The 21,172-nt window shown below is 67.9% G+C and carries 22 protein-coding genes; 14 read left to right on the top strand and 8 right to left on the bottom strand.

The features are described from left to right. Positions 1 to 445: 445 nt before the first annotated feature. On the bottom strand, positions 446 to 1,033 hold the full coding sequence (locus E1261_RS20120; protein WP_238176325.1) for a TetR/AcrR family transcriptional regulator: 588 nt from the start codon (positions 1,031 to 1,033) through the stop codon (positions 446 to 448). Positions 1,034 to 1,114: 81 nt separating this feature from the next. On the opposite strand from E1261_RS20120, the gene E1261_RS20125 reads away from it, so the two are divergent. The 6 genes from E1261_RS20125 to E1261_RS20150 are packed head-to-tail and all read left to right on the top strand — an operon-like array spanning position 1,115 to position 6,540. Further along, a complete protein-coding gene (locus E1261_RS20125; protein ID WP_132408635.1) occupies positions 1,115 to 2,359 on the top strand; it encodes an acyl-CoA dehydrogenase family protein in 1,245 nt (414 codons plus the stop codon). Next, positions 2,356 to 3,150, top strand: coding sequence for an SDR family NAD(P)-dependent oxidoreductase (locus E1261_RS20130; protein WP_132408637.1), 795 nt, complete (start codon positions 2,356 to 2,358; stop codon positions 3,148 to 3,150). Before E1261_RS20125 ends, E1261_RS20130 begins: the two co-directional genes overlap by 4 nt. Continuing rightward, positions 3,143 to 4,192, top strand: coding sequence for a phosphotransferase family protein (locus E1261_RS20135; RefSeq protein WP_132408639.1), 1,050 nt, complete (start codon positions 3,143 to 3,145; stop codon positions 4,190 to 4,192). The genes E1261_RS20130 and E1261_RS20135 overlap by 8 nt, the downstream gene beginning before the upstream one ends. A 1-nt stretch (position 4,193) precedes the next feature. Continuing rightward, a complete protein-coding gene (locus E1261_RS20140) occupies positions 4,194 to 4,853 on the top strand; it encodes a histidine phosphatase family protein (protein ID WP_132408641.1) in 660 nt (219 codons plus the stop codon). Further along, entirely contained in the window at positions 4,850 to 5,596 is a 747-nt protein-coding gene (locus E1261_RS20145; RefSeq protein WP_132408643.1) for an SDR family oxidoreductase, read from the top strand. The genes E1261_RS20140 and E1261_RS20145 overlap by 4 nt, the downstream gene beginning before the upstream one ends. Next, the gene (locus tag E1261_RS20150) at positions 5,596 to 6,540 is read left to right on the top strand and encodes an LLM class F420-dependent oxidoreductase (protein WP_132408645.1); all 945 of its coding nucleotides are present in this window, start codon (positions 5,596 to 5,598) and stop codon (positions 6,538 to 6,540) included. The genes E1261_RS20145 and E1261_RS20150 overlap by 1 nt, the downstream gene beginning before the upstream one ends. Here the strand turns inward: E1261_RS20150 and E1261_RS20155 are convergent. Together E1261_RS20155 and E1261_RS20160 are read right to left on the bottom strand one after the other, a co-directional pair. Further along, positions 6,537 to 7,124 (bottom strand): hypothetical protein, encoded by a 588-nt coding sequence (locus tag E1261_RS20155; RefSeq protein ID WP_132408647.1) that lies wholly within the window; start codon positions 7,122 to 7,124, stop codon positions 6,537 to 6,539. The genes E1261_RS20150 and E1261_RS20155 overlap by 4 nt on opposite strands. Further along, the gene (locus tag E1261_RS20160) at positions 7,121 to 7,546 is read right to left on the bottom strand and encodes an MmcQ/YjbR family DNA-binding protein (RefSeq protein ID WP_132408649.1); all 426 of its coding nucleotides are present in this window, start codon (positions 7,544 to 7,546) and stop codon (positions 7,121 to 7,123) included. Before E1261_RS20160 ends, E1261_RS20155 begins: the two co-directional genes overlap by 4 nt. A 175-nt stretch (positions 7,547 to 7,721) precedes the next feature. Here E1261_RS20160 and E1261_RS20165 point away from each other — a divergent pair, with 175 nt between their 5' ends. Further along, entirely contained in the window at positions 7,722 to 8,687 is a 966-nt protein-coding gene (locus E1261_RS20165; protein ID WP_132408651.1) for a hypothetical protein, read from the top strand. Here E1261_RS20165 and E1261_RS20170 read toward each other — a convergent pair. Further along, on the bottom strand, positions 8,659 to 10,575 hold the full coding sequence (locus E1261_RS20170) for a sensor histidine kinase (protein WP_132408653.1): 1,917 nt from the start codon (positions 10,573 to 10,575) through the stop codon (positions 8,659 to 8,661). The genes E1261_RS20165 and E1261_RS20170 overlap by 29 nt on opposite strands. After that, the gene (locus E1261_RS20175; RefSeq protein ID WP_132408655.1) at positions 10,565 to 11,263 is read right to left on the bottom strand and encodes a response regulator transcription factor; all 699 of its coding nucleotides are present in this window, start codon (positions 11,261 to 11,263) and stop codon (positions 10,565 to 10,567) included. The genes E1261_RS20170 and E1261_RS20175 overlap by 11 nt, the downstream gene beginning before the upstream one ends. Before the next feature lie 112 nt (positions 11,264 to 11,375). Here E1261_RS20175 and E1261_RS20180 point away from each other — a divergent pair, with 112 nt between their 5' ends. The 4 genes from E1261_RS20180 (at position 11,376) to E1261_RS20195 (ending at position 15,689) form a co-directional block, all read left to right on the top strand. Continuing rightward, positions 11,376 to 12,440: a hypothetical protein gene (locus E1261_RS20180; protein ID WP_132408657.1), complete on the top strand. Its 1,065-nt coding sequence runs from the start codon at positions 11,376 to 11,378 to the stop codon at positions 12,438 to 12,440. After that, on the top strand, positions 12,437 to 13,732 hold the full coding sequence (locus tag E1261_RS20185) for a peptidoglycan-binding protein (protein WP_132408659.1): 1,296 nt from the start codon (positions 12,437 to 12,439) through the stop codon (positions 13,730 to 13,732). The genes E1261_RS20180 and E1261_RS20185 overlap by 4 nt, the downstream gene beginning before the upstream one ends. Continuing rightward, on the top strand, positions 13,729 to 14,421 hold the full coding sequence (locus E1261_RS20190; protein WP_132408661.1) for an ABC transporter ATP-binding protein: 693 nt from the start codon (positions 13,729 to 13,731) through the stop codon (positions 14,419 to 14,421). The genes E1261_RS20185 and E1261_RS20190 overlap by 4 nt, the downstream gene beginning before the upstream one ends. Before the next feature lie 80 nt (positions 14,422 to 14,501). Then, positions 14,502 to 15,689, top strand: coding sequence for an ABC transporter permease (locus E1261_RS20195; protein ID WP_238176326.1), 1,188 nt, complete (start codon positions 14,502 to 14,504; stop codon positions 15,687 to 15,689). Here E1261_RS20195 and E1261_RS20200 read toward each other — a convergent pair. Beyond that, positions 15,591 to 16,928 (bottom strand): MFS transporter, encoded by a 1,338-nt coding sequence (locus tag E1261_RS20200; RefSeq protein WP_132408665.1) that lies wholly within the window; start codon positions 16,926 to 16,928, stop codon positions 15,591 to 15,593. The genes E1261_RS20195 and E1261_RS20200 overlap by 99 nt on opposite strands. Before the next feature lie 9 nt (positions 16,929 to 16,937). Then, positions 16,938 to 17,555: an alpha/beta fold hydrolase gene (locus E1261_RS20205; protein ID WP_132408667.1), complete on the bottom strand. Its 618-nt coding sequence runs from the start codon at positions 17,553 to 17,555 to the stop codon at positions 16,938 to 16,940. 23 nt (positions 17,556 to 17,578) lie between these two features. Between E1261_RS20205 and E1261_RS20210 the strand changes: the two genes are divergently transcribed. Together E1261_RS20210 and E1261_RS20215 are read left to right on the top strand one after the other, a co-directional pair. Then, positions 17,579 to 17,995 carry an acyl-CoA thioesterase gene (locus E1261_RS20210; protein WP_132408669.1) on the top strand — a complete coding sequence of 139 codons (417 nt, stop codon included), beginning with the start codon at positions 17,579 to 17,581 and terminating at the stop codon, positions 17,993 to 17,995. Then, positions 17,992 to 19,095 (top strand): zinc-dependent alcohol dehydrogenase family protein, encoded by a 1,104-nt coding sequence (locus tag E1261_RS20215; protein WP_132408671.1) that lies wholly within the window; start codon positions 17,992 to 17,994, stop codon positions 19,093 to 19,095. The genes E1261_RS20210 and E1261_RS20215 overlap by 4 nt, the downstream gene beginning before the upstream one ends. On the opposite strand, the gene E1261_RS20220 is transcribed toward E1261_RS20215, so the two are convergent. Further along, positions 19,084 to 19,521 (bottom strand): YciI family protein, encoded by a 438-nt coding sequence (locus tag E1261_RS20220; protein ID WP_132408673.1) that lies wholly within the window; start codon positions 19,519 to 19,521, stop codon positions 19,084 to 19,086. The genes E1261_RS20215 and E1261_RS20220 overlap by 12 nt on opposite strands. A 167-nt stretch (positions 19,522 to 19,688) precedes the next feature. Between E1261_RS20220 and E1261_RS20225 the strand changes: the two genes are divergently transcribed. Further along, positions 19,689 to 21,122 (top strand): pre-peptidase C-terminal domain-containing protein, encoded by a 1,434-nt coding sequence (locus tag E1261_RS20225; RefSeq protein ID WP_132408675.1) that lies wholly within the window; start codon positions 19,689 to 19,691, stop codon positions 21,120 to 21,122. Positions 21,123 to 21,172: the final 50 nt, after the last annotated feature.

Genomic DNA, 21,172 nt, shown 5'->3' on the forward strand with positions numbered 1-21,172 from the left:
GCCCCACCCCGCCCCGGGGCAATTTGAACGGATATCCCCGCAGCTTGCCGGTTCTCCCCTCATTTTTTGACCGGAGAAGGGACAACGTGAGGGGAGATCCCCTGAGATTTCGGCGAGCCGAGGCGAGGCGGCGCGAGGTCGGCTACCGCGGTCAGGTTGCCTGTGGCTGACGGGCTGTGGCTGAGGTGCGTGATGCTCGAGATCGGGCGGGAGCCACTTTGAGCATCCATCAACCGTCTGACAGCCGCCGGGATGGTCGAACCGTGCTCAAGGTCGACCGGCCGGCGCACCTTGAGCACCCATCAACCACTTGTCGGCCGCGCGCGTGGTTGAACCGTGCTCAAGGTCGACCGGTCGGCTCGCCTTGAGCGCCCCTCGACCACTTGGCGGCCGCGTACGTGGTTGAACCGTGCTCAACGTCGTACTGGGTTGGGGCCGGGGTGGGTTAGAGCTTGCGGAGGGACTGGAGGGCTTCTAGGGCGTGGTCGATGAGCTCGTCGGCCGTGAGGGGGCGGGCGTCTTCGGGGAGGCCGGACCACTCGATGGCGAGGTCTTCGGTGTAGCTGAGCCAGGCGTGGATGCGGAGGTACTCGACCGAGGAGCGGTTGTCGGCGACTTCCGGCGTACCGAGGAAGGTGAGGACGCGGCGGCTGAGGCCGATGCGGGTGTCGTCGTACACCTCGACGGCGTAGTCGTCACCGCCGGCGGCACCGCGGACGAACGAGATGTACGCCGTTCGCCGGCGGGAGATGAAGGCGACGAACTGCACGAGCATCTCGCGGAGCGCCTCGTCCGGGGGGAGGTCCTCGTCCGGCTTGGTGACCCGGAGGAGCCGGCGACCAGCGGCGGAGATGACCGCGACGTAGTAGTCGCGCTTGCTCGGGAAGTAGTGGAAGAGGAGACTGCGAGAGATCCCGGCCTGGCCGGCGATGGCGTCGATGGACAGCTCGTGGATCGGCCGATCACGCAACATCATCAAGCCGATCTTGACGAGCTGCTTCTTCCGATCTTCCGCGGTCAACCTGTTGTCCACGCTGTTGAGCATTGCTCAAAAGGGCGCTACGGTCAAACCTACCCGGCGGTACCCCGCCGGTTTCGGAAGGAGTGCTGTCACATGGGGTTCGAACCGTCCGCCCGTGCGCAGGACCTGATCGGGCGGGTCGAGGAATTCATCCGGACCGAGATCGATCCGGTCGAGGCGGAGATCCACGCCGCGACCCGGGCCGCCGCCGATCCGTGGCAGCCGCAGCCGGTCTTCAAGGAGCTGCAGGCGAAGGCCCGCGCCCAGGGTCTGTGGAATCTGTTCCTCCCACCGGCCGAGCACGGCAACGAGCAGTACGGCGAAGGTCTGCCGAACCTGGACTACGCCCCGCTCGCGGAGCTGATGGGCCGGTCGTTCATCGCGCCGTACATCTTCAACTGCAACGCGCCCGACACCGGCAACATGGAAGTGCTGCTGCGCTACGGCAACGACGAGCAGAAGAAGCAGTGGCTGGAACCCTTGCTGGACGGGACGATCCGCTCCGCGTTCTGTATGACGGAGCCCGGCGTCGCCTCGTCGGATGCGACCAACATGGCCGCGACCGCGATCGTCGAGGGCGACGAGGTCGTCCTCAACGGGCGCAAGTGGTGGAGCACCGGTGTCGGCAATCCCGAGTGTGAGCTGCTGATCTTCATGGGCCTGACCGACCCCGAAGCCCACCGCTACGCACGGCACACCATGGTGCTGGTCCCGCGCAACCATCCCGGTGTGAAGGTCGAGCGGTTGCTGCCGGCAATGGGTCGGTTCGACGAGCCGTTCGGTCATGGTGAGGTGTCGTTCACCGACGTCCGCCTGCCGGCGAGCAACATCCTGGTCGGGCCCGGTCGCGCGGTCGAGATCGCGCAGGGCCGGTTGGGTCCGGGCCGCGTTCACCACTGCATGCGGCTGATCGGCCTGGCTGAGAAGGCACTCGAGCTGGCGCTGAAGCGTGGCACCAGCCGGGAGGCGTTCGGCAAGCCGCTGGTCAACCTCGGTGGCAACCGGGAGCGCATCGCCGACGCCCGGATCGCCATCAACCAGGCGCGTTTGCTGGTCCTGCAGACGGCGTACCTGCTCGACACGGTCGGGCTCGCCGGTGCACTCAGCGAGGTCAGCCAGATCAAGGTCGCCGTACCGCGGATGGCGCAGGACGTGATCGACATGGCGATCCAGCTGCACGGCGGTGGCGGTCTCTCCGACGACACTCCTCTCGCCGCTGCCTGGACGAGTGCGCGAGCGCTCCGGCTCGCCGACGGTCCGGACGAGGTGCACCGGGGAGTCGTCGCACGCATCGAGCTGGCCGGCTACCTCGCCGTACAGAAGGAGGCGAAAGCGTGAGCCGTGTACTGGTCACTGGTGGAGCGAGCGGTCTCGGAGCTGCGCTGGTCGCGCAGTTCGTTGCCCAAGGCCACCAGGTCTTGAGGACAGACATCGGTACGACGTTCGCCGGCGACGACGGTCCTTATCTGCGACTCGACGTCCGTGACCCGGCCGACTGGGATGCCGCGGTCGCCTGGTGCGACGAGCACTGGGGCGGACTCGACATCCTGGTCAACAACGCGGGAATCGCGACCGGCGGCCGGATCGACGTCGAGACCCTGGACGAGTGGGACCGCGTCGTCGACATCAACCTGATGGGTGTGGTCCGCGGCTGCCGTGCGTTCACGCCGGTCTTCAAGCGCCAGCGGTCCGGCTACATCGTCAACACGGCTTCGGTGGCCGGGCTCATCCATCCGCCGATGATGAGCTCGTACAACACCGTCAAGGCCGGGGTCGTCGCGTTGTCGGAGACGCTCTCGCACGAGCTGCACCCGTACGGCGTGACGGTATCGGTGATCTCCCCGTCGTTCTTCCAGACCAACCTGGCCGATTCGTTCCAGGGCGCCGACAAAGCGATGGAGCCCGGCGTCCGGAAGCTGGTCGAGAAGTCGCCCCGGACCGCCGACGACATCGCGACCGTCGTCCTGGCCGGCCTCGCGAAGAAGCGCTTCCTGATCATCCCGGATCGGCCCGCCCGGGTGGCGTACCTGACCAAGCGCTGGGCCCGGCCGCTGTACGACCGGCAGATGCGAAAGGTCGCTGCCAAGGTCCACCAACGCGCAGAACAGGCGCACCAGACGCATGGGTGACGGTGCTCGCGCCGTCCGCGCCGAGGATGCCTTCGACGTCACGGCGATGGACACCTGGTTGCGGCAACACACCGAACTGCCGCCGGGTGAGCCGGCGGTCAAGCAGTTCTCCGGTGGTGCCTCAAACCTGACCTACCTGTTGAGCTATCCCGGGCACGACCTGATCCTGCGTCGCCCGCCGGCCGGGACCAAGGCGAAGAGCGCGCACGACATGGGTCGCGAGTACCGGATCCAGGCCGCGCTCAAACCCGTCTTCCCCTACGTCCCGACGATGGTTGCCCACTGCACCGATGATGCGTTGATCGGCTCGGAGTTCTACGTGATGGAGCGGGTCGCGGGCACGATCCCACGCCGCTCCGCGCTTGGCGTCGACCTCACGCCGGAGCAGACCGGTCAGCTCTGCCGCACGCTCATCGACCGGCTCGTCGACCTGCACGAGGTCGATCCGGCCGCGGCCGGTCTCAGCGATCTCGGCCGAGGTGCCGGGTACGTCGGTCGCCAGGTCAGCGGCTGGTCGGACCGGTACCGCAAGGCGAAGACGTGGAACGTGCCGAGCTACGAGAAGGTGATGGCGTGGCTCGCGGCGAACCAGCCGGCCGACGTCCGCACCTGCGTGATCCACAACGACTTCCGGCTGGACAACGTCGTACTGGCTCCGGACGATCCGGAGCGGGTGGCCGGGATCCTGGATTGGGAGCTGGCGACGCTCGGCGATCCGTTGATGGATCTCGGCGGTGCGCTCGCGTACTGGGTGCAGGCCGATGACGACTGGGCGTTCCGCCGGTTCCGGCTGCAGCCGGCGGATGCGCCGGGGATGCTGACCCGCGCCGAGATCGTTGCCTACTACACCGAGCGCTCCGGGCTGAAGCCGGAGAACTGGGCGTTCTACGAGGTGTTCGGGTTGTTCCGGCTGGCCGTGATCGCGCAGCAGATCTACTACCGCTATCACCACAAGCAGACGCGGAACCCGCGGTTCAAGAACTTCTGGCTCCCGGTCAACCTGCTCGAGCGCCGCTGCCGACGGATCATCCGGCAGGCGTGACGTGGCGGTCATCTACTTGGTCCGGCACGCGCAGGCGTCGTTCGGGGCGCGCGACTACGACAAGCTCTCGGATCTCGGCGAGCAGCAGGCGGTTGCCCTTGGCAACACCTTGCGGGCGCGTGGGGTGCAGCCGGATCTGGTGATCTCGGGGTCGATGCACCGGCACGCGCAGACAGCCGAGCTGGCGGGATTCGGTCCCGAGGTCGACCAGGGGTACGACGAGTTCGACCACGACCAGGTGATCGTTGCGCACAAACCGGCGTACAAGGTCCGGGCCGTACTGCTCGCTGACCTGGCGCGCCGCGGGAACCCGCAGCGGGCGTTCCAGGAGATGTTCACCGCGGCGACCGATCGCTGGGTCAACGGTGGTGACGGCTACACCGAGACGTTCCAGGCGTTCTGCGATCGCTCCGACGACGCAGTACGGCGTACTGCCGGGCGACTGGGCAAAGGTGAAACCGCACTGGTGTTCACGTCGGGCGGCCCGATCGCGGCCGTGGTCAGCCGGCTGCTGTCCGGCGGCGACGGGCTGTGGGCCAAACTCAATCCGGTCACCATCAACACTGCCATCACGAAGGTCGTGTCCGGCCGCAGCGGACTGACTGTGGTCAGCTACAACGAGCACGGCCACCTCGACAAGCAGGAGCTCACGTACCGATGAGACGGAACATCTTGATCACCGGCGCGAGTGCCGGGCTGGGCGAGGAGATGGCGCGGCAGTTCGCGGCCAAGGGCTACAACCTCGCGCTGACCGCACGGCGCGAGGACCGGCTGGCCGCGCTCCGCGACGAGTTGCTCGGCCGGTCGCCGGGGCTGACGATCACGATCCACAAGCTCGATGTCACCGATGACGAGCAGGTCTTCGCCGTCTTCCGCGAGGCCGACAAGGCGCACGGGCAGCTCGACCGGATCATCGTGAACGCCGGGATCGGCAAGGGTGCGCCCGTCGGCACCGGCCGGCCCGAGGTGAACCGCGAGACCCTGATGACGAACTTCGTGGCCGCGTTCACCCAGGCCGAGGCCGCGATGGAGCTCTTCCGTGCGCGCAACGCCGGCCACCTGGTCTTCATCGCCTCCGCCGCTGCGCTCCGCGGACTGCCCAAGACCATCACTGCGTACGCCGCCGCGAAAGCCGGCGTCTCCTCGCTGGCGGAGGGGCTGCGGATGGAGATGCTCAACAAGCCGATCACGATCAGCACGATCTCTCCCGGGTACATCCGGACCGCGCTGAACGAGAAGGTGAAGAACACGCCGCTGATCGTCGACACCGTCCCGGGCGTCCGCTCGATGGTCGCCGCGATCGAGGCCGAGAAGGCGGTCGCCTATGTGCCGGCCTGGCCGTGGGCGCCGCTCGCCCGGTTCATGAAGGCTGCGCCGTTGCCGATCCTGAGGAAGTTGATCTGATGCGCTGGGGTCTGACTGTCCCGTTGACTGGCGTGCCGCTGCGGGACCACAAGCCGCTGATCGGCGAGCTTGCGTCGCTGGGGTACACGGATCTTTGGTCGGCCGAGGTGGCCGGTGCGGATGCGTTCACGCCGCTCGTGCTGGCGTCCGAGTGGGATGACCAGTTGCGGTTGGGGACGGCCGTCGTACCGGTGCACACGCGCGGACCGGCTGCGCTCGCGATGAGTGCGGCGGCGCTGGCCGACCTGGCGCCGGGGCGGTTCGTGCTGGGGATCGGGGCCTCGTCGGAGACCATCGTGACTGGGTGGAACGGGATCGCGTACGACCCGCCGTTCGCGCGGACTCGCGACGTACTGCGGTTTCTGCGGCAGGCGTTCGCGGGGGAGAAGGTCGACGGGACGTTCGACAGTTTCACGATCAGCCGGTTCCGGCTGGAGAAGGCGCCTGATGTTCCGCCGGCGTTGATGCTCGCTGCGCTTCGTCCGCAGATGCTTCGGCTGGCTGCGCGTGAGGCCGATGGTGCGATCACCAACTGGCTGTCGGCGGACGACGTTCGGCAGGTTCGGGCAGAGCTCGGTCCGGACAAGGAGTTGGCCGCGCGGATCTTCGTCTGCGTCACCGAGGACGCCGAGATGGCACGCAACATCGGCCGCTTCCTGATCGCCACCTATCTGACGGTTCCCGGGTACGCCGCCTTCCACGACTGGCTCGGTCGCGGTCCCGCGATGAAGCCGATGCGCGAGGCGTGGGCCGCGGGGGACCGGAACGCCGCGATGGCCGCCGTACCGGTCGAGGTCCTGGACTCCCTGATCGTCCACGGCACTGCGGACGAGTGCCGGGACCACATCAACCGCTACGTGGCGAACGGCCTCGACACCCCCATCATCGCCACGTTGCCGACCGGCACCAGCCTGATCGAGACGGCCCGAGCCCTAGCTCCCTAGTGCAACTGGAACGCTTGCACACACGGTCGACCGCTAGCCCCCACCACGAGAACCCCGCTGACTGTGGCCCCCTTCGTGGTGCCCCTCAGAGAGAACACCGCTATCGCTCCTGCGCTGCTGACCGGAGCCTCGCTCACGGTCAGCGACGTTGGCGGGCGGATGAACTGTTCGATCAGCAGGGAGACAGCAGGTGCGGTGTTCGCACACTGGAAGGCCGTCGCGCCCTTCACATCGTTCGCGTTCAACCGCGCGACGAAGCGGGCAGCCACTTGCGCCGACGTCGCCGGTGCCGGCGTGATCGGGATCGGCTTGACCGGAACGGTCTTGACCGGAGTCGGCTTCACCGTCGGCTTCGGCGCCGAGGCCACCTTGGGCGTACTCACTGGCGCGACCGAGGTGGCCGGCCCCGGCGGGTCGGCTGACCTCAGGTCGGCGTACACCCGGGTGACGATGAAGGCGAACGAGACGAGAACCGCGATCAACAGCAGCACCATCAGCACGATGAACAACCCGGCACGGCTCTTCCGCGGCGGTCGTTGCCCGTAGTCGGGTGCGGCGATCCCACCCGGCGGTTGGTAGCTCACAGGCGATGCTCCTTGAGCCAGTTGGTGGCCCGCCGTTGCGAGGCCCGCGACAACCAGGCGTCCTGAATGATCTCCGTCAGCTCCTGCTTGGACAGCTCCCCGATCCGGCTCGCCCGCACCAGCACCGACGGATGCCCGTCGAAGTGCGGCGTACTGAAGAACGGCGTCGCCTCGTCCGACACCAACGCCAGCTTCTCGTCCTCGGACTCGGTCCAGATCATGATCACGTCGTCGTACTTCTCCCCGGTCTCCGGATCGACGGCATCAGGCCGAGCCGTCCGGAAGAATACGAACGACTTCCCGCCGATTTGATACACCGGCCGGTCCGTCCCGTCCTCCCGCTCCCAAACCGTCACAAACGGCATCCCCCGAGCAACCGCATGCACATCAGCCACCCGCGCCCGCCGCCCTCGACCGCCCATGCCTTGATCGTAAGACGCACCCGGTTGAGGGAGCGTACGGACGAACGGGTAGTGGTGCCCGTTTCCGCCTGACCGACGGGTCTTCTGAGCGTGGCGGCGAAGGGCGTCCGCGACCAGTACCCGTTCTTCGGTACGCGACGAAGCCCTGCACCAGGTGCGGGGTAGCGTCCCGGGCATGCTGCCTGCTGCGCGACCGCTCGGTCCGGATGCCGAAGGGCAGTGGGTACGGCGGTGGTTGTCGCCGGAGTGGAACCGGGTGGTCGATGCGTGGGTGGCTGAGCAGCTCGACGGCCGGATCGTTGGTGAACCCGTCACCTATCGAGCCCGGTTCTGGTCGGTGACTCGGTGCTACCGCACCACCGATGGGTTGGTGTGGTTCAAGGAGAACAATCCGGGGCATCGGTTCGAGGCTGGCCTGGTGGCTGCGTTGGCGGAGGTTGTGCCGGATGCGGTGGTTGTGCCGCTGGCGGTTGAGCGTGAGCGTGGGTGGTTGCTGGCTGAGGATCACGGGCCGACGCTCGGGCATCCGGACGTGGCTGATCAGCGGACGCGGTGCAGGGTGGTCGACGCGCTGGCTCGGCTGCAGTGCGCCGTACTGGGGAAGCTTGAAGTGCAGCCTGGGATGGTGACGCTTGCACCGCGCGAGGCAGGCGACCAGGTACGTGCGATTGCGAAGGACTGGGCGCGGTTGCCGCTCGGTCATCCGCTCCGGATCGGGGCCGGCGAGTTACAGCGGGCGGAGGCGGCGGCCGACGTACTGGATCGGGATCTGGCACAGCTCAGCATGCCGCTCGATCTGGAGCTCAACGATGTGTACGCCGCGAACATCTTCGCCGCCGGACCGCGGTTCTTCGACTTCGGCAATGCGATCTGGGGACACCCTTTCGTGTCCCTGCACAGCTTCCTCACGTCCGTCGTCGAATGGACCGGAGCACCGCTGCGAAGCGCAGACCGAGAGGAGTTGTACGACGTCTATCTCGCGCACTGGGGTGATCGGAGGGCCGAGGTGGAAGCCACTGAAGCTCTTGAACGTGTGCACAGGCTTGTTTCCTGGGTGCGGTTGATCCCGCACGCAGACCCAGTCGAGATCCGCGCGCGGGCCGAGATCCCGCTCAAGTACCTAGCGGAAGCCACAGCGTGAAGACCGAGCCTTCACCTAGTTTGCTGGTGACGGTGATGCGGCCGTGGTGGGCTTCGGCCAGGTGTTTGGTGATGGCGAGGCCCAGGCCGCTGCCGCCGGTGGAGCGGCTGCGGGACTGTTCGGCGCGGTAGAAGCGGTCGAACAAATGCGGGAGGTGCTCGTCGGCGATGCCCGCGCCGTTGTCGGTGACTGTGAGCTTGTAGCCGTCGTCGACGCGGCGGACGCCGACGACGATGGTGCCGCCGGTCGGGGTGTAGCGGATCGCGTTCGAGACGAGGTTGCCGAGGGCCTGGCGCATCCGGGCGCTGTCGATCGAGACGACGGCCTCCGGCGGGACGTCCGCGGTCAGCGTGACACCGGCGGTCTCGGCGGCCGGGCGGTGGGCGAGCACGACCTGCTGGGCGAGCTCGCTCAGGTCCCGCGGGGCGGGGTGCAGGCGGAGCATGCCGGCGTCGGCCAGGGCGAGGTCCTGCAGGTCGGCGACGAGGTGTTCGAGCAGGCCGGTCTCCTCCAGCAGCGACGTGACGAGCTCTCCGTCGAGCGGTACGACGCCGTCCTCCGACGCGACCAGGTAGCCCTTGATGTTGGCCAAGGGGGTCCGGAGCTCATGGGCGACATCGCTCACCATGGCCTTCCGCTGGAAGTCGCTGCGCTGGATCGACTCGGCCATCGCGTTGAACGCGTGCCCGAGCCGCGCGACCTCGTCCTTACCGGTCACAGGCACCCGCGCCGCGTGGTCGCCGTTCCGCATCCGCTGCGCCGCGCCGGTCAGTGCGACGATCGGCCGGACGAGCCGACGACCTGTCAGCAACATCACCAGGGCCGCGATCAGCATCACGCCGAGCGCAGTAGCCGCCGTACGCAACATCCCTTCACCGGAGAACACGTTGAACGAGCTCTTCGACCCCAGATAGAGCTTCGCAGTCGGCGCCACGTACGGCGCGATCGCCTGCGACCGGGCCTGGGTGCTGCACTCGAAGAACTGAGCGGGCACCTTCTCCTGATCCTTCGGGCTCACCGTGCGCAGACCGGTGTCGGTGTCGGTCAGGGGGGTGAACGGGACCTTGGCTGTCGTCAGGCACGCCGAGGCGCGCCGGAACTCGTCGTCGTTGACCAGCTTCGCTTTGGCGCTCGGCGCGTACAAACCCTTCGGCACGCAGCGCTCCGCGGCACTGGGAGTCGCGGCGCCGCCGGCCGCGACGCTGGCGCTGCCGAACGTCGCCATACTCAGCGAAGGTCTCCAGACCTGGCGAACGGTGACCCCGTCGACGTTCTCGGCGTCGAGCGCCACCATCGGAGCACCATCGGTCACCGAGACCTGCGACTCGACCCCCTCGGCCGTGAGGCAGGTCTTCGCCTGCTCGGCGAGGACCTGCCGTTCGTCCTTCTCCTTGGCGGTCAACCCCCAGCTGTAACCGGGCGGGAAGGCCGCCGTCCTGACCATCGAGGTCGGGAACGCTGCGCCGGAAGCAGGCGCCACGGTGACGGCGGCCGACTGGACCGCGCTGGTGAAGACGTGCGCACCTTCGTTGCGGGCGTCGATCGTTGCCGCCGGCACCGAAGGGAGCTCCGGCGCGGCGCCGAGGACCCGGGCCGAGTCCGCGATCACCGTGCCGTCCGGCTTGGTCAGCGCGATCCGGCGGCCGAGTTCGTCGGCGAGTCGACGGACCTCTTTGTCGACACCGGACCAGCCGGAATGATTGACCGCATAGCTGCTCAGCTCGCCGTAGATCTGGCCGTCGACCTCGAGCTGACCGGCATTCTGCTGGAGCTCACCCTGCAACTGCTCGGTGGTGCTGTACGACGCGATCACCGCGGTCGCGACGACCGCCCCGAGCGCGACCGCCAGGGAAAGCCCCAGGAACCGGAACAGCAGACTACGACGCATCGGACACCACCTTGTCGGTCAGCTTGTAGCCCACGCCGTACACCGTCTTCAGGTACGTCGAACCACCGAACTTCTTCCGCAGATTCATTACGTGTACGTCGATCGTCCGGTCGAACACGTAGTGGTCGAAGCCGAACGCGTGCTCCAGCAACTGCTGCCGGGAGAACGCCCGTCCGGGCGACGCGGCCAGGCAGGCGAGGATCTTGAACTCGGCCGGTGTCACCTCGACCAGCTCGCCGGTCAGCCGGACCTCGTGCCGGGTCGGGTCGATCTCGAGCGCGCCCACCCGGTACACCTCGCCCTCACCACGGCTCCGGGTACGGCGCAGTACCGTCCGGACCCGGGCCACCAGCTCGCGCGGGTTGTACGGCTTGGTCAGATAATCGTCCGCGCCGAGATCCAGCCCGAGCAGCAGATCGTCCTCGGTGGACCGCGCGGTCAGCATGATGATCGGGACGCCCGCGTTGTCGCCGCCGTCGGCCCGGAGCACCCGGCAGACGTCCAGACCGTCCACCTTCGGCATCATCACGTCGAGTACGAGCAGGTCGGGGCTCCGCCGGCGGGCCTCGTCGATGGCGGCCCGCCCGTCGTGCACGACGACCGTCAGATGGCCCTCCCGCTCGAGGTACCGCCGGATCAGCTCCGCCTGCTTCACGTCGTCTTCGGCAACAAGGATCCGGGCAGGCATGTCTCCTAATGTCCGGCAACATCATGAGAATCCGATGAAGATCGACTGAGAGCATCGAGTGCAAACCGGTCCTTCACAGGTTCTTCACGGCCCCGACGGCACGCTCGGCGCCATGAGAACCTCACGGACCGCACTTGCCGCCCTGGCCGTTCTGGCGCTGGCAGCCTGCGGGAACAACCAGGACAAGACGCCGGTGGCCGGCGACAACAAGAGCGACAAGAGCCCGCTGGCGGAGTACATGGGCGACGGGTTCATCAGTTCCGGCGGCGGGATGATGCGTGCGGTCCGGGCCGGTGGCGGCGGGGAGCAGACCGAGGAGGATCTGGCCAAACAGCGCAAGGTCGAGGACTCGATCGTCAGCTGTATGAAGAGCGCCGGTTTCGACTACGTCGCGGTGCCGCCGGAGCAGAAGTCGAAGAGCAAGTTCGCCGAGGCGTTCGACCTGCCGCCGGACAAGTTCGCCGAGCAGTACGGCTACGGGATCAGCACGATCGACTGGACCAAGGCCAATGCCGAGGACAGCGCGAACGACCCGAACAAGAAGATCCGCGACGCACTCTCCAAGTCGGCGCAGAAGTCGTACGACGAGGCGCTGAACGGCAAGGGCGGCGCGAACGGCGTGGTCATTTCGGGTGGCCCGGCGGAGGCACCGGGCAAGCCGCAGGACCCCGGCTGCCGGGGCAAGGCCTTCACCGAGGCGTATGGCGACCCGTCGAAGAACCAGGACGACTTCAAGAAGTACGAGGCCCTGTTCAAGGACCTGGAGGCGCTGGGCAAGCGGGTCGACAACGACCAGCGGGTCATCGACGCGACCAAGAACTGGTCCGACTGCCTGGCCGACGCCGGTCACTCCGGTTTCACCAAGATCGAGGACGCGCGGTCGTCGATCCAGAAGAAACTCGACGAACTGACCGGGACCAAGCCTGAGGGACCGGGCAAGTCCGGCGATGGCCCGAGCATGACGATCGACGGACCGCCGTCGTTCGACAAGGTCGACGCCGCGAAGCTCGGTGAGCTGCGCAAGGCCGAGACCGAGCTGGCCGTGGCCGACCAGAAGTGCAAGGCCAAGACGTACGACGCACAGTTCAAGACCGTGCAGTACGAGCAGGAGAAGGAGTTCGTCGCCCAGCACAAGGCCGAGCTCGAGGCGTACCGCGACGGAATGGCGAACCGGTGACCGCAGGGCCCAAGTCGCGGCGGCAGATCCTGGTCGGGGTGGCCGCGCTCGCGGCCAGCTCGCTCGGGGTCGGCGTCGTGGCCGGTGCCCGGATCACCTCGCCGGAGGACGCGGCCGCCAAGACCGCCGCGCCGAAGGCGTCCCAGATCACGGTCCCGGTCGAGAAGAAGGCGCTGGCCAGCAAGGTGGTCGGTCGTGGTGACGCGTCGTTCGACGGCGCGGTGAACATCCGGGTCGAGACCAGCGGCCTGACCACCCCGGCGATCGTGACCGGGAAGGTGCCGGGGGTCGGGTCGACCATCACCGAGGCCAAGGCTCTGCTCGAGATCGTCGGACGGCCGGTGATCGCGCTGGCCGGCGTACTGCCGATGTACCGGACCCTCACGCCCGGCAGCAAGGGTCCCGACGTACTGCAGCTGGAGAAGACGCTGGACCGGCTCGGGTTCGACCCGGGCAGCGTCGACGGCAAGTACGACAGCGGTACGGCGCGCGCCGTACGGGAACTGTATGAGCAGGCCGGGTACGACGCGCCCGAGGCGGACCAGCAGCTGAAGGATGCGGTCGACCAGGCGAAGAAGGGCACGGACGCGGCGAAGAAGGCCCTCCGGCAGGCGCAGTCGCAGCTCGCTCAGGCGAAGAAGGCGAAGGCGCCGGATCTCACCGTCCAGAAGGGCGCGGTCACGGATGCCAAGGAGGCGCTGGAGGAAGCCAACGATGCCCAGGACGAGGCCGAGTTGAAGGCGGAGACGCCGCTGCCGGTCTCCGAGATCGTCTACGTGAAGTCGCTGCCGCGGCGGGTCGACAAGGTGAACGTCGAGCGCGGCGGTACGGCGAGCGGCGCGGTGATGTCGGCCAGCGGCGCGGCCCTGGTCGTCACGGTCAAGGTGGAGGCCGCCTCGGCCGAGCACCTGAAGGTCGGGATGGCGGCTGAGCTGACCCTCGGCGACGGCTCGGCCGTGAAGGCGAAGGTGAAGCGGCTGACCCGCAAAGGCGAGTCGTACGACGTCGTGGTCGGGCCGGACAAGCTCACCCCGAAGCAGCTCGAACAGCTCCGGGACGCGAACGTGAAGGTGACTATCCCGGTGAAGAGCACGAACGGCAAGGTGCTCACCGTGCCGGTCGCAGCACTCTCGGCCGGCTCGGACGGCGGCTCGCGGGTCGAGGTCGTGCGCAACGGGAAGACCGAGCTGGTCCCGGTCAAGGTCGGGCTGACGGCTGATGGGTACGCCGCGGTCACGCCGACCGGTGACGTCAAACTCGACTCCGGCGACCAAGTGGTGGTCGGGAAATGACCGCAGTAGCGGTCGCGCTGCCGGCGCCGGTCGTGGAGATGATCGGCGTCCGGCGGGTCTTCCCTGGGCCGCCCGAGGTGGAGGCGATCCGGGACGTCGATCTGACGATCCGGCAGGGCGAGTACCTGTCGATCGTCGGACCGTCCGGCTCCGGCAAGTCCACGCTGCTGCACCTGCTCGGGCTGCTGGACAACCCGAGCGGCGGAGTCTACCGCCTCGACGGGGTGGACACGATGAGCCTTCGCGAGCGGCGACGCGCCGTACTGCGGGGTGAGCGGATCGGGTTCGTCTTCCAGTCGTTCCACCTGCTCGCCCACCGGACCGTGCTCGAGAACGTGGCGCTCTCGATGGTGTACGTCGGAGTCCCGCGCCGCGAGCGGATGGCCCGGGCACGGGTCGCGTTGGAACGCGTCGGCCTCTCGCACCGAATGGACTTCGGCCCGACCACGCTGTCCGGCGGTGAACGCCAACGCGTCGCAATCGCCCGCGCCCTGGTCGCTGAACCGAGCCTTCTGCTCGCCGACGAACCCACCGGCAACCTGGACAGTGTCAACGCCGAGGCCATCCTCGAACTGTTCGACGAACTCCACCGCGGCGGCATGACGCTGGCCGTCATCACCCACGACGACCACGTCAGCGAACGAGCCCAACGCCGCGTCCGCATCGTCGACGGGACCCTCCAATGGTGACCCCCACAGCAGGCCCCCCGGTTGATCCCACCGGCGGGCCGTCCACTTCTGGTCACCGGGCGAGGAGGTCCCGGCCGGCGGTGCGCGACGTCCTGGACGAGGCACTGGCCGGCGTGGCCGCTCGGCCTACGCGGTTGATCCTGACGACCCTTGGGACTGTGCTCGGGGTGGCAGCGCTCGTTGGGACGGTCGGGCTCGGGCAGACCGCGGCTGGGCAGATCAGTCAGAAGTTCGACTTGGCGCAGGCGACTCGGGTGGTGGTGGAGCCGGAGGAGAACAACGGGCAGGAGGGTGAGGCTGCTACCGAGTTGCCGTGGGACGCGCCTGATCGCCTCGGCAGGCTGAACGGCGTCGACGCGGTTGGCACCGTGAGCGCGCTCGATGTCGGCGACGACCTGGTCAGCAACGTGGCTGGGTTGAACGGTGGTGAGGGTAAGGCGCTGACGGTGATGTCCGGTTCGGCTGGCCTGTTCGACGCGATCCGCGCCGTACTGAAGACCGGGCGGTTCTTCGATGCCGGTCACGACCAGCGTGGTGACAAGGTGGTTGTCCTCGGCAAGCATGCGGCCGAGCGGCTCGGTATCAACCGGGTCGACTCGGCACCGGCCATCTTCATCGGCGACGAGGCGTACACGGTGATCGGCATCCTCGACTCGGTCGCCGGCCGCGCCGAGCTCAACGACTCGGTGATCATGCCGAACGGAACGGCCAAGGCGGCGTACGACCTGAAGTCACCGGACGCGATCGAGATCCGGACCGCGGTCGGCGCGGCCCAGCTGATCGCCGGTCAGGCCCCGAAGGCGATCCAGCCGAACGACCCCAGCAAGCTGAAGGTCGACGCGCCGCCGAAACAGGGCGCCGTACGGAAGGGTGTCGAGTCGGACCTGAATGCCCTGTTCCTGCTGCTCGGTGCGGTCGCGCTGCTCGTCGGCGGTCTCGGCATCGCCAACGTCACGCTGCTCTCGGTCCTCGAACGGATCGGCGAGATAGGACTGCGCCGAGCCCTGGGCGCCGCGCGACGGCACATTGCCGCGCAGTTCCTGGTCGAGAGTGTGATCGTGGGACTGCTCGGTGGACTACTCGGTACGGCGGTCGGCGTGCTACTCACCGTCGGAGTCTCGTTCGCGAAGGACTGGACGCCGATCCTGGACAACAAACTGGCGTTCGGATCACCCTTGCTGGGCGCGGTCATCGGCCTGATCGCCGGGACCTACCCCGCCTGGAAGGCCTCCGCCATCCAGCCGATCACCGCGCTGCGCGGCGCGTGAGTAGAGCACCGCGGTGACCGCGAAGCCGAGCACGATGAAGGCCAGCACCGGGTAGGACTTCCCGCTGTCGGGCAGGATCAACGCGCCGAGTGCGGCAGCGGACACCTGCCCGACATTGAAGATCATGTCGTAGAGCGAGAAGACCCGGCCCCGGAAGACATCGTCGACACCCGTCTGGACGAGGGTGTCGACGCTGATCTTCACACCCTGCGCACAGAACCCGGTCAGAAACCCACCGACGATCAGCGCCGGCTGCGTGAACAACCCGACCGGTACGGCGGTCACCACCGCGGCGGCCGCGAACAGCACCGTGATCCACCGCCGCAGCGACATCACCCGAGTCGCCCACGGCGTGACCAGAGCGGCCACGAAGATGCCGGCCCCGACCATCCCGGTCGCGATCGCCAGCGCGCCGAAGGCCTCGTCCAGCCGATCCGGGCCGTAGAAGTAGTTGCGGTAGAGCAGGATCATCGCGACCGTGATCAGCCCGAAGAAGAACCGCAGCGACCCGATCGCCGCCAGCCCGAGCGCGGCCTGCCGCCGTTCCCGCAGATGCCGGCCGCCGTCCACCAGCCCCGTCGCGATCGTCCGGATCGCCTCCACCAGACCGGGTTCGTCACCCTGCAGGTCCGGCCCGAGCTGGTTCCGCCGCAACCGCAGTGCGAGCAGGGCAGCACCGACGTACACGAGCACAGTCAGGCCGAGTACGACGAGATCCGAGTCGACGAGGAGTTTGACCCCGGCCCCGACTCCGCCGCCGATCAGGAAGGACGCCGTACCGGAGGTCGGGGTGACGGCGTTCGCCATCACGAGCTCGTCCCGCTCGACCACGTGTGGCAGGCCGGCCGACAGTCCGGACAGCAGGAACCGGTTCACGCCGAGCGTCAGCAACACTGCGAGGTAGAACGGCACCCCGGCGTTGCCCGCCGCAACGATCACGCCGACCACACACACCAGCGCCGCCCGGGTCAGATTCGCCCCGAACAGGATCTGCCGCCGCGACCACCGATCCAGCAACACCCCGGTGAACGGTCCCAGCACCGAGTACGGCAGCAACGCCACCGCGAACAACCCCGCGATCGCCGCCGCATCTGGCGCCCGCTCCGGCGAGAACAGCACGTACGACGCCAGCGCGACCTGAAACACCCCGTCGCCGAACTGCGACGTCAGCCGCACCGCAAACAGCCGCCGGAAACCCGGCCGCCGCAACAACGTCCCGAGATCCCGGATGAACCGCACGCCTGCACTCTAGGCCCCGAGATAGTCCGCCAACACCGTCGGATGCCCGAGCATCGGAAAGTGCGCCCCAGGCATCTCGTCCGGCGCCACCCCCAGTCGCTCCAGCGTCACCCTGCGCAGGAAGTCCAGGGGAAACAGCAGATCGTCCCGTGCAATCACTGCCCTCGTCGGTACGTCGGGCCACGTGGTGAACGCGCACGGATCGTCCATCGGCCCGCTCGACTGCTCCCTGAGCTGATTCCGGGCCTCAGCCGCCAGCTCCGCCGGCAGGTCGTGAAAGAACAGGTCCCCATCGGCCGAAGGGCAGCCCGTGTTCTCCCACCACTCACTGATCCGCTCACCCGGCGCGGGCACCATCGCCGCGACCAGCACGAACTCCCGCACCGGCAACCGCTCACACACCAGCACCCCGGTGAACCCAGCCATCGAGTGCGCGACCACGGTGACCGGCTCCCCCTCCGGTACGGCGTTCACCACCGTGTCGACGTACTGAGTCAGCCCGGCGGTCGGGTCGTCACATGGCAGGTCCGGTGCGATCACCTCATGCCCGCGCCGAGTGAGCTCGTCCGTCAGCGGATACCAGTGCCAGGACGACGAAGTGGCGCCGTGAATCAGAACGAAACGCATGCCACTCACCTTAGGGTGGCGGGATGGACCGGTCCGGGTTTCCGCACTTTCTGCCGATCACGCTGCGGTGGAAGGACAACGACGTCTACGGGCATGTGAACAACGTCGAGTACTACAGCTTCTTCGACACGGTGATCAACGACTTCCTGATCCGGGTGGGCGGGCTGGACATCCACGGTGGTGCGGTGATCGGGCTGTGCGTGGACTCGCAGTGCACGTTCAAGGCGTCGCTGGAGTTTCCGGGCGTGGTCGATGCGGGGTTGCGCGTCAGCCAACTGGGGAACTCGAGTGTGCGTTACGACATCGGGCTGTTCCGGGAAGGTGCCGAGGAGCCTGCTGCGACCGGGCGGTTCGTACATGTGTTCGTCGACCGGGAGGAGCGGCGGCCGGTGCCGATTCCGGAGCGCATTCGCGAGGCGTTGGAGGGGATCACGGGATGATCGTGCGCGGCGCCGTACTGCGGGAGATGGGTCTACCTAAGCCGTACGCCGAGTCGCGGCCGCTGCGGATCGAAGAGGTCGAGCTGGCACCACCTGGGCCAGGTGAGCTGCTGGTGCGGATCCGCGCAGCCGGGCTGTGTCATTCGGACCTGTCCGTGATTGACGGCTCGCGGCCGCGGGTGATGCCGATGCTGCTCGGCCACGAGGCGACGGGTGAGGTCGTTCAGTCGGAGGCTGCTGGCTTCACACCGGGTGACGCTGTCGCTTTTGCGTTCGTCCCCGCCTGTGGTGAGTGCGGTCCGTGTGCTGAGGGCAGGGCTGCGCTGTGCGAGCCCGGTGCGGCTGCGAACACGGCCGGCACGCTGCTGTCCGGCGTACGGCGTCTGGACGGAGTGCACCACCACCTCGGCGTATCGGGGTTCGCGGACCACGCGGTCGTGTCCGCGCGGTCCGCAGTCAGAATCGACCCCGCGCTGCCCCCGGAGATCGCAGCGCTCTTCGGCTGTGCGGTGATGACGGGTGTGGGCGCAGTGGTGAACACCGCGCAGGTCCGGGCCGGCCGGAGTGCAGTGGTGTTCGGACTGGGCGGTGTCGGCCTGTCCGCTCTGCTGGGTGCCGTGCTGGTCGGTGCACATCCCGTGGTCGCCGTGGACGTCGTACCGGAGAAGCTGGAGCTGGCTCGCTCACTCGGTGCCACTCACACCGTGCTGGCTGGTCCCGACGCAGTTGAAGAGGTCCGTGACGCTACCTCCGGTGGAGCGGACTACGCGTTCGAGACGGTCGGTAGCGGCAAGGTGCTCGAGCAGGCGTACGCCGCCACGCGCCGTGGCGGGACCACCGTCACGGTCGGCCTGCCGCATCCATCGCAGACATTCAGCATCCCCGCAGTCAGCCTGGTAGCCGAGGAACGCACAGTGAAGGGCTCTTACCTCGGCTCAGCGATCCCCAGCCGCGACATCCCGCGCTACATCGCCCTCTACCAGGCCGGCCGCCTCCCGGTGGACCGCTTGCTCACCGCAACCGTCGGTCTCGACAACCTCAACGAAGCCTTCGACACCCTCGCCGCCGGTACGTCGATCCGCCAAGTGCTAGTCCTCTGACCGTCGCGCGTCCAGTACGGCGAACGTGTTCGCCTCACGCGCTCGCGCTTCCGGCGTGAAGTTGTCGCCGAAGTCGTCAGCCGTGGCGACTCGGCGGAGCTCGATGCCGTCGGCGTTCCCGTGATCGGCAGCGAAGCAGCGCTCGGCCCACATCAGCGCCTCCTCGCGCGACTCGACCTCGATCAGGCAGAACCCGGCGATCAGCTCCTTGGTCTCGGCGAACGGGCCGTCGACCACGCGCGCCTTACCGCCGTCGGGCACTAAGCGGAAGCCTTCCGAGCTCGGCAGCAGACCCTCACCGGCGAGCAGCACGCCCTTCTCGGCCATCTCGGCCATCACCTGAGTCATCTCGTTCAGGCTCTGCTCACTCGGCTGCTCCCACGCCTCGGAACCAGCGCTCGCCCGCATCATCATCACGTATCGCATGGGCTCATCCTGCGGCCCCGACCCGGTCACCTCAATCGTTAAATCCCGCGGAAAATATATACATCAGGGCAACCCATCAGGCAGGCTACGCACAGTGCGTCCTCGCACACCGCTCGTGAGGCGTATGTCAAGTGAGACACGCGGAGTCCCTGAGGAGGACCTCCTTTATGCACACCCGCCCCCGCCGCATCGGTGCCATGGTCGGCGCCGGCGCCGTAGCCTTCGGCGCCCTGGCCGTTGTCGCCGGTAACTCGGCTGACGCCCAGCAGTCCGCCCCCATCCCCGCCCCGATCGACCAGTTGCTCGGCACGGAGCTTCAGGGCAAGGCCGCGCTCGGCCGCGTCCAGTCCCGGCTCACAGAGCTTGCCGACCGCAACGGCATCGCCGCCGCCAAGCTGCAGCAGATCCTGGCCACCGACAAGACCAGCTGGCTCGACCGCGACGGCAAGCTGTTCTTCCGCGAGCCGACCACCGGCGCCAAGGCAGCGCCCGCCGCCTCGCCCCGCTGGGCCACCAAGGCAGTCGCCGCGGCGACCGGTCCGGCGTTCGAGCTGCACAGCAAGCCCGGCTCGAGCCGCGTGATCTACCTGGACTTCGACGGTCACACCATCACCGGTACGGCGTGGAACAGCGGCGGCAAGCCCGCCACGGTGAACGTCACGCCGTACGACACCAACGGCAACACCGCTACCTGGAGCACGGCTGAGCAGGACGTCGTACGCGATGTCTGGGCCCGGGTCGCCGAGGACTACGCGCCGTTCGACGTGGACGTCACCACGCAGGCACCGCCGGAGTCCGCGATCACCCGCTCCGGTTCGACCGACCAGCAGTACGGCACGCGCGTGCTGATCGACCCGACGACCTGGTATCAGTCGGGCTGTGGCTGCGGTGGTGTCGCGTACGTCGGTGTCTACGACAGCACCAGTCGACACTCGTACTACCAGCCCGCTCTGGTCTTCACCAAGGGTGTCGGCACCGGCGCGAAGAACATCGCCGAGGCCGCGTCCCACGAGGCCGGGCACAACATCGGCCTGAGCCACGACGGTACGGCGTCGGTCGGGTACTACACGGGCCACGGCGCCTGGGCCCCGATCATGGGCGTCGGCTACTCCAAGGCGATCAGCCAGTGGAGCAAGGGCGAGTACACGGGTGCCAACAACAAGGAAGACGACTTCGCCGTCGCCGGTCAGAACGGGCTCGCCCTGCGCGCCGACGACCACGGCAACGCGACGAGCAACGCCGCCGCGCTGACGCTCGGTACCGCTGTCTCCGGCGTCTACGCCAATGACTCCGACGTCGACGTCTTCCGGATCGACCTGGCCGCGGGCACGTTCAACTTCGCGGCCACGTCCGGCGGGGACCTGGACATCAAGCTCCAGCTGCTCGACTCGGCCGGCAACGTCGTCGTCACCGCTGACCCGGCCGCCGGACAGACGAACTCGGCGACCCCGACCGGTCTGAGCGCCAGCATCAGCCGCCAGGTCGCTGCGGGCCGCTACTACGTGCGGGTCGACAACGTTGGCTACGGCAGCCCGCTGAACACCGGCTACTCCACGTACGGGAGCCGTGGCGCGTACACGGTGCGTGTGACTGCCGGGTAGTACCAGAAGCAACCCGGGGCCGTCGTTCCCACCGAGATCGACGGCCCCGG

The sequence above is a fragment of the Kribbella albertanoniae genome (assembly GCF_004348455.1).
GTDB lineage: Bacteria > Actinomycetota > Actinomycetes > Propionibacteriales > Kribbellaceae > Kribbella > Kribbella albertanoniae.

Bases quoted from the DNA above. Each gene is read 5' to 3' on its own strand.
- E1261_RS20125 (WP_132408635.1), top strand. From the start codon at position 1,115: ATGGGGTTCGAACCGTCCGCCCGTGCGCAGGACCTGATCGGGCGGGTC.
- E1261_RS20135 (WP_132408639.1), top strand. From the start codon at position 3,143: ATGGGTGACGGTGCTCGCGCCGTCCGCGCCGAGGATGCCTTCGACGTC.
- E1261_RS20145 (WP_132408643.1), top strand. From the start codon at position 4,850: ATGAGACGGAACATCTTGATCACCGGCGCGAGTGCCGGGCTGGGCGAG.
- E1261_RS20150 (WP_132408645.1), top strand. From the start codon at position 5,596: ATGCGCTGGGGTCTGACTGTCCCGTTGACTGGCGTGCCGCTGCGGGAC.
- E1261_RS20160 (WP_132408649.1), bottom strand. From the start codon at position 7,546: ATGGGCGGTCGAGGGCGGCGGGCGCGGGTGGCTGATGTGCATGCGGTT.
- E1261_RS20165 (WP_132408651.1), top strand. From the start codon at position 7,722: ATGCTGCCTGCTGCGCGACCGCTCGGTCCGGATGCCGAAGGGCAGTGG.
- E1261_RS20170 (WP_132408653.1), bottom strand. From the start codon at position 10,575: ATGCGTCGTAGTCTGCTGTTCCGGTTCCTGGGGCTTTCCCTGGCGGTC.
- E1261_RS20175 (WP_132408655.1), bottom strand. From the start codon at position 11,263: ATGCCTGCCCGGATCCTTGTTGCCGAAGACGACGTGAAGCAGGCGGAG.
- E1261_RS20180 (WP_132408657.1), top strand. From the start codon at position 11,376: ATGAGAACCTCACGGACCGCACTTGCCGCCCTGGCCGTTCTGGCGCTG.
- E1261_RS20190 (WP_132408661.1), top strand. From the start codon at position 13,729: ATGACCGCAGTAGCGGTCGCGCTGCCGGCGCCGGTCGTGGAGATGATC.
- E1261_RS20205 (WP_132408667.1), bottom strand. From the start codon at position 17,555: ATGCGTTTCGTTCTGATTCACGGCGCCACTTCGTCGTCCTGGCACTGG.
- E1261_RS20210 (WP_132408669.1), top strand. From the start codon at position 17,579: ATGGACCGGTCCGGGTTTCCGCACTTTCTGCCGATCACGCTGCGGTGG.
- E1261_RS20215 (WP_132408671.1), top strand. From the start codon at position 17,992: ATGATCGTGCGCGGCGCCGTACTGCGGGAGATGGGTCTACCTAAGCCG.
- E1261_RS20220 (WP_132408673.1), bottom strand. From the start codon at position 19,521: ATGCGATACGTGATGATGATGCGGGCGAGCGCTGGTTCCGAGGCGTGG.
- E1261_RS20225 (WP_132408675.1), top strand. From the start codon at position 19,689: ATGCACACCCGCCCCCGCCGCATCGGTGCCATGGTCGGCGCCGGCGCC.